General features: G+C 67.7%; 5 protein-coding genes. 2 read left to right on the top strand and 3 right to left on the bottom strand.

All coding sequences use genetic code 11. The features are described 5' to 3' along the window. Window positions 1-35: 35 nt before the first annotated feature. On the bottom strand, window positions 36-998 hold the full coding sequence (locus BN2279_RS07280; RefSeq protein ID WP_059007644.1) for a DNA-processing protein DprA: 963 nt from the start codon (window positions 996-998) through the stop codon (window positions 36-38). Window positions 999-1,219: 221 nt separating this feature from the next. Here BN2279_RS07280 and BN2279_RS07275 point away from each other — a divergent pair, with 221 nt between their 5' ends. Further along, entirely contained in the window at window positions 1,220-1,954 is a 735-nt protein-coding gene (locus BN2279_RS07275) for a helix-turn-helix domain-containing protein (RefSeq protein ID WP_059007642.1), read from the top strand. 173 nt (window positions 1,955-2,127) lie between these two features. Then, window positions 2,128-2,940: a hypothetical protein gene (locus BN2279_RS07270; RefSeq protein ID WP_059007640.1), complete on the top strand. Its 813-nt coding sequence runs from the start codon at window positions 2,128-2,130 to the stop codon at window positions 2,938-2,940. Window positions 2,941-2,995: 55 nt separating this feature from the next. On the opposite strand, the gene BN2279_RS07265 is transcribed toward BN2279_RS07270, so the two are convergent. Together BN2279_RS07265 and BN2279_RS27315 are read right to left on the bottom strand one after the other, a co-directional pair. Next, window positions 2,996-3,412, bottom strand: coding sequence for an NUDIX hydrolase (locus BN2279_RS07265; protein WP_059007649.1), 417 nt, complete (start codon window positions 3,410-3,412; stop codon window positions 2,996-2,998). A gap of 444 nt (window positions 3,413-3,856) precedes the next feature. Then, window positions 3,857-4,713, bottom strand: a protein-coding gene (locus tag BN2279_RS27315; RefSeq protein WP_234347541.1) for an IS5 family transposase whose coding sequence is annotated in 2 segments (ribosomal slippage) — window positions 3,857-4,359 and window positions 4,359-4,713 — 858 coding nt in all. Because the reading frame shifts where the segments join, the coding sequence is not laid out codon by codon here. Window positions 4,714-4,958 lie beyond the last annotated feature (245 nt).

Below are 4,958 nucleotides of genomic sequence, written 5' to 3'. Positions count from 1 at the left end.
GGGGAAGCCGAGCGGGGCGGGGAGGTCGGTTGCTGTCACAGGCCCATCAAGGTGAGTTGGATCCGCTGCTGGCTGGCTCGCCGAACGCTCTGTGCCGTCCCTAGGCGGTGAAGAATGTCATCCAGCTCGGTGACCTCCACTGCCTTGCCGTCGGCAACCATCTTCTGCGCCCACGGCTCGCTCGTGGTGAGCGACCTGATCAGGAACACCTGCTTGCCATGCTCTGACGCGATCCGGGCCTGCATTTTCGCCCCGGACGTGCGGGACGCCTCGATGACGACCGTGCCCGAGGTGCAGCCGGAGGTGACGACGTTGCGACGAGGGAAGGACCACTTGGCCGGGCCGCTGGTGGGCCAGAACTGACTGAAGAGAGCGCCGCCACCGGCGAGGATGGCGTCAGCCAGCCACTGGTTCTCGCTGGGGTAGATCTTCGCGGCGATGCCGGTGCCCATCACGGCGACCGTGCGACCTCCGGCCTCCAGGGTCGCCTGGTGGGCTGCGCTGTCCACGCCGCGAGCCAGGCCGCTGAACACGACCACGTCCTGCTTGACGAGCTTGCGCGCCATCCTGGCGGCCTGCTCCAGGCCGTCGCGGCTGGCCTGGCGGGTCCCGACCACAGCGACCGAGCGCGCGTCTTCGGGGCGCAGCTCGCCGCGGTAAAAGAGGAACGGTGGGAGGTTCGGTACCAGTCTCAGGTTCGCCGGGTAGTCCTCATCGAGGACTGTCACCAGGCGTGCGCCGGCTTCAGCGGCTGCCGCAACCTGCTCGTCCACGAAGGCGGCAGCGTCGCTGAGATCGGGTAGCCCCGCACGCAGAACTGGTAGGGACTTGCGAGCGGCTGCCGAATCCTCCGGAAAGTCCCCGTTGAGGACGGCCTGAAGGCCTTCCTGGGACTGGCAGGAGCGGGCGACAAGCTGCCAGTCGAGTGATGCACCCTCTATGCGGAGTGCGCAGAGTGTCAGCAGGTCGCGGTGTGCTGCTGTGTATCCGTAGAACATGGTCGTGTCCTTCTACTCCCGGCCCACCTGTTCGAAGGAGCGTTCGCAGAGCGTTGGGCCGCATCCATGATGACCTACCCGCTAGTCACCTGCACCCGTTTGGTGAGCAGAAGTCGACTCGGAAATGAAACCGATACATCACCCTCCGCTTACGGTGTGGAGTGCTGTCACGCTTCGGTCACTGCCGCCCGCCAGGCTTGAGGTCCAGCCAGACTTAGCCCGTGACCGTTGCTGAGTTCATCGTCGAGACACAGTGGACGCTGCTGATACTGCTGTTCCTGGCCTCCTTCGTCCTCGCGATGCTGTTCGGGAAGAACTTCCGGGCCGCCGTCCTGTCCCGCACCTGGCGCGTCGGACCCGACGGGCTTACCAGCGAAGCGCCCGCAGCCCTCGACACCGAAGACACAGTTGCCGCGCTCGAAGCAGTCACCCAGTCCGACGCGGAGATCGCCGAGACATTGGCGGGCGACGAGGGCGGCCCCATCAACGAGGGTGACGTGGCGGCCTACCGGCGTGAGGCTATCGAAGAGCTCATCCGGGAAGCCGTCTGGGCTGGGTGGAACACGAGCCAAGTCGGGTTCACCCAACTGCCGCCGCTGGAGATTGAATGGGACACCGAAGACGGGCCTCGCATCCTCTATGGGGGCGAACCGCGAGACCGGTACATGAAGATTCTCCGTAGACAGTTCCAGAGAAGCGCCCGGGTAGTCAGCAGGTCGAGGGCGTTGGAGGTCGGGCTCCGTATCAGCCGCGAACGCAGTCGAGTCGGCGTCAGTCGGGCAGAGCTGGCGCGACGCGCCGGGGTCGCTCCCGGCCTGATCGCTAGCATGGAGACCGGCGCGCGACAGAGAAGCTACGGTTCTTATCAACCCATCGCAGACGCACTTGGTGTGCCCCTCGAAAGGCTTGTCGGCGAGGAGGAAGCGCTGTCAGCGCGCGATCGTACATCTGGGTGAGCAACCACCGCCCGGCGTGCCGATGACGTAAACGCGCTCCTCATCGACTGGGACGGCCCCGGATCCAGCCTTGACGGGCCATTCTGCGGCATCGGCTGATTCTCGCCGCGTCACCCCGGCCTGCCACGGGGAGAGATCACCCCGTCACACAGCATGATCATGCGAGGTGGTTCATGGCGTTCGGCGAAGGACGGGTCTACGGAGTCGTCAAGCAGATCCTCGGTCTTCTGGAAGGAGTGCGGGACCGGCTACCGGAGATCGACACGACGCTGGACGCGGTCAGGGCCGACGTCCACCAGTTGAAGCTCACGGCGCCGAGCGCCGGGGCGACGGACGCGCTGCATGCCGACATCGCCGGCCTGAAGGCCACAGTCGAGGGCTACCGGGCCGAGGTCGCCGCCCTGCGCGCCGAGGCGGAAGCCAGCCGCCGGGCCCGTGAGGAGGCACTGGCGCGTCAGGCCCGGGTCGAGGCGGCCGAGGCCGAGCGGCGGCGCGAGGAGCAGTCGCCTGCCAGGGAGGCGACCGCGGAGCCCCAGCCCGCGTCACAGCGCGAAACTGCACCGGAGCCGAGTGGCGCCGCCCCGGCTGCCGGCCGTGACGACGACCACCGCGACCTCCTCGGTATCGTCGCCGGCGTCGCCTACGCCAATCTCGTGTGTCACCGGGACACGTGGGCATTCCTCGTGGAGCGGGCGGCGACGGCCGAGCATTTCCGTCTCCCTGCCGATGTAGTGGCGCGGCCGGATGGCACGGTCACTGTCCGCCTGTCGGGTCGCGCTCTGCTCGCCGCGGTCGATTCCCTGTGGCACACCCGTCTCGACAGGTCGCCGGTTACTGCGGCGCTCGCCACCGAGGTGTATCAGCGAGTGGCCGCCTCGCTGCTCGACCTGGAGGCGGTCGCCGAGGACGGTCAGGCAGTGCCTCGCATCGTGATCGACAACCGGCCCACACCCCCTGCGGCCGGGGCCGAACCCGCTGTCGAGTAGAACCGGCCACGCAATTGTGCCCCGCCCCCAGACCCCCGGGAGCGGGGCACTTCGGCTACGCCCGTTCGAGCGTGTCGTCCAGGTACTGCTGCACGGGCTCGAACAGCCCGTAGGGGGCCCGCTCGGGGATGCCGCCGTGTTCGATCCATTCGACTTCGGCGATCTCCTCGGTGTCGCCGACGATCGCGCGGCCCTTGACCAGCTCGCACTCGATGTAATGCATCTGCCTGCCGGTCTTGGGGTGCACGCGGTCGCCAAGCACCTTGACGGCGGTGACGGTGAACCCGGTCTCTTCCAGCGTCTCGCTCACGGCGGCTCGCTTGGGGCTGTCGCCCGGCTCGACTTTGCCCGCCGGAACCTGCCAGACGAGGTCACCCTCCGGCACGCGGCGGCGGATCATCAGGACCCGGCCGCCGTCCAGGACGACGGCAACGGCTACCGGTAATGCCAGATCCGGTGCAGAGTGGGACATGGTCGTGACGATCACGGCAGGCGCTTCGTCGTCGGTCGGCTGCTTATGCTCGGTGGACATACCTCTCCTGGGGACTCTCGGGTGGCTCGACCGGGGCTGTGCCCTCGCGTGATGGCCCATGCAGGCCCATCCGAAACTGACGGGCCAGAGCCATCAGGTGTCCGAGAGACATGTCTTGTCTCCGGCACGTCGGTGTCGATGTTCAGTACCGCCGACGGCGATGGCATGCCCGGATCCCCGAACATCTCGGCTTCTCTGCGCCGGGTTTCGGTGCTGCCAACTACCACGGGGCTCTCGGGATGCTCGTCGATGTCGACCAGGGTGATCTGCGGAGGCCAATAGGCGTTCGTCGCGTGCCCCCGTCCGCAGCGGAAGCCGGTATCAGTCGGTGGCGGGATAGATGTCCACACCGTTGTCCGAGAGGACTAGGGCGTGTCTGATGGATCAGGGTGTGGACCAGATGAAGATGGCGGCCACGTGGAGTCCGGCCAGGTAGTGCTGGGCGAGTTTGTCCGTGCGCATGGCGATGCCGCGCCATTGCTTGAGCCGGTTGATGCAGCGCTCGACGGTGTTGCGCTGTTTGTAGGCGTCGGGGTCGAAGGCTGGTGGTCTGCCGCCTGCGCGGCCCCGGCGTCTGCGGTTGGCCTGCTGGTCGGCCGGGACGGGGATGACCGCACGGATCCCGCGGCGTCGCAGGTGGGCGCGGATGGCTCGTGAGGAATACGCCTTGTCGGCCAGGACCGCCTCCGGCCGGGTCCGGGGTCGTCCGATCGGCCGGGGCACCCGCACAGCGGCCATCACGCGCTCGAACGCGGGTGCGTCGCCGGCTTGTCCGGCGGTGACCACGAGGGCCAGGGGGCGGCAGCGGCCATCAGCGGCGAGATGGACCCTGGTACTCAGTCCACCGCGCGAGCGGCCCAGGGCGTGGTCGGGCGGTTCGCCGGCCGGGACCCCTTTTTGCGGGCCCCGGCCGCGTGCTGGTGGGCACGCACGACGGTGGAATCGACCCCCACCAGCCAGTCGATACCACCGGCCGCGTCCGTGCGCGTCTGCAGCTCGGTCAAGACCCGGTGCCAGGTGCCGTCCTTCGCCCAGACCGCGAAGCGGTGGTAGACCGTCTGCCAGGGCCCGAAGCATTCCGGCAGGTCACGCCAGGCGTTGTTCCCGCGGAACCGCCAGGCCACCGCGTCGATCATCAGCCGGTGATCAGTCCACCGGCCACCCCGCCGAGGCGTCCGGTCCGGCAGCAACGGCTCGATCAACGCCCACTGCTCATCCGTCAGTCCACCCCGATAGCCCACGCCCGGACACAACGAACGAACGACCCATCAGACACGCCCTAACCGTCCGATATGAACTAAGGGCGCGGGCACAGCGTATAGATGTACGGGGCACGTCTAAGCGTGGTCCCCGAGTGGAGGCTGGATCATGCGCACGTTCGAGATGCCACCCTGGTTCACACAGTCACGGGCAAGGTCGTGAACGTGCCAGTAGAAGTCAAGGTCGGACGCGACGGCGTTTACGGTGGTCTCGACCGGTGTGTAGG

The organism is Streptomyces specialis (assembly GCF_001493375.1).
In the GTDB taxonomy this organism is placed as follows: Bacteria; Actinomycetota; Actinomycetes; order Streptomycetales; family Streptomycetaceae; genus Streptomyces; species Streptomyces specialis.
Note: the sequence above shows the minus strand (reverse complement) of the source record. Positions and strands in the feature narration are given on the sequence as shown.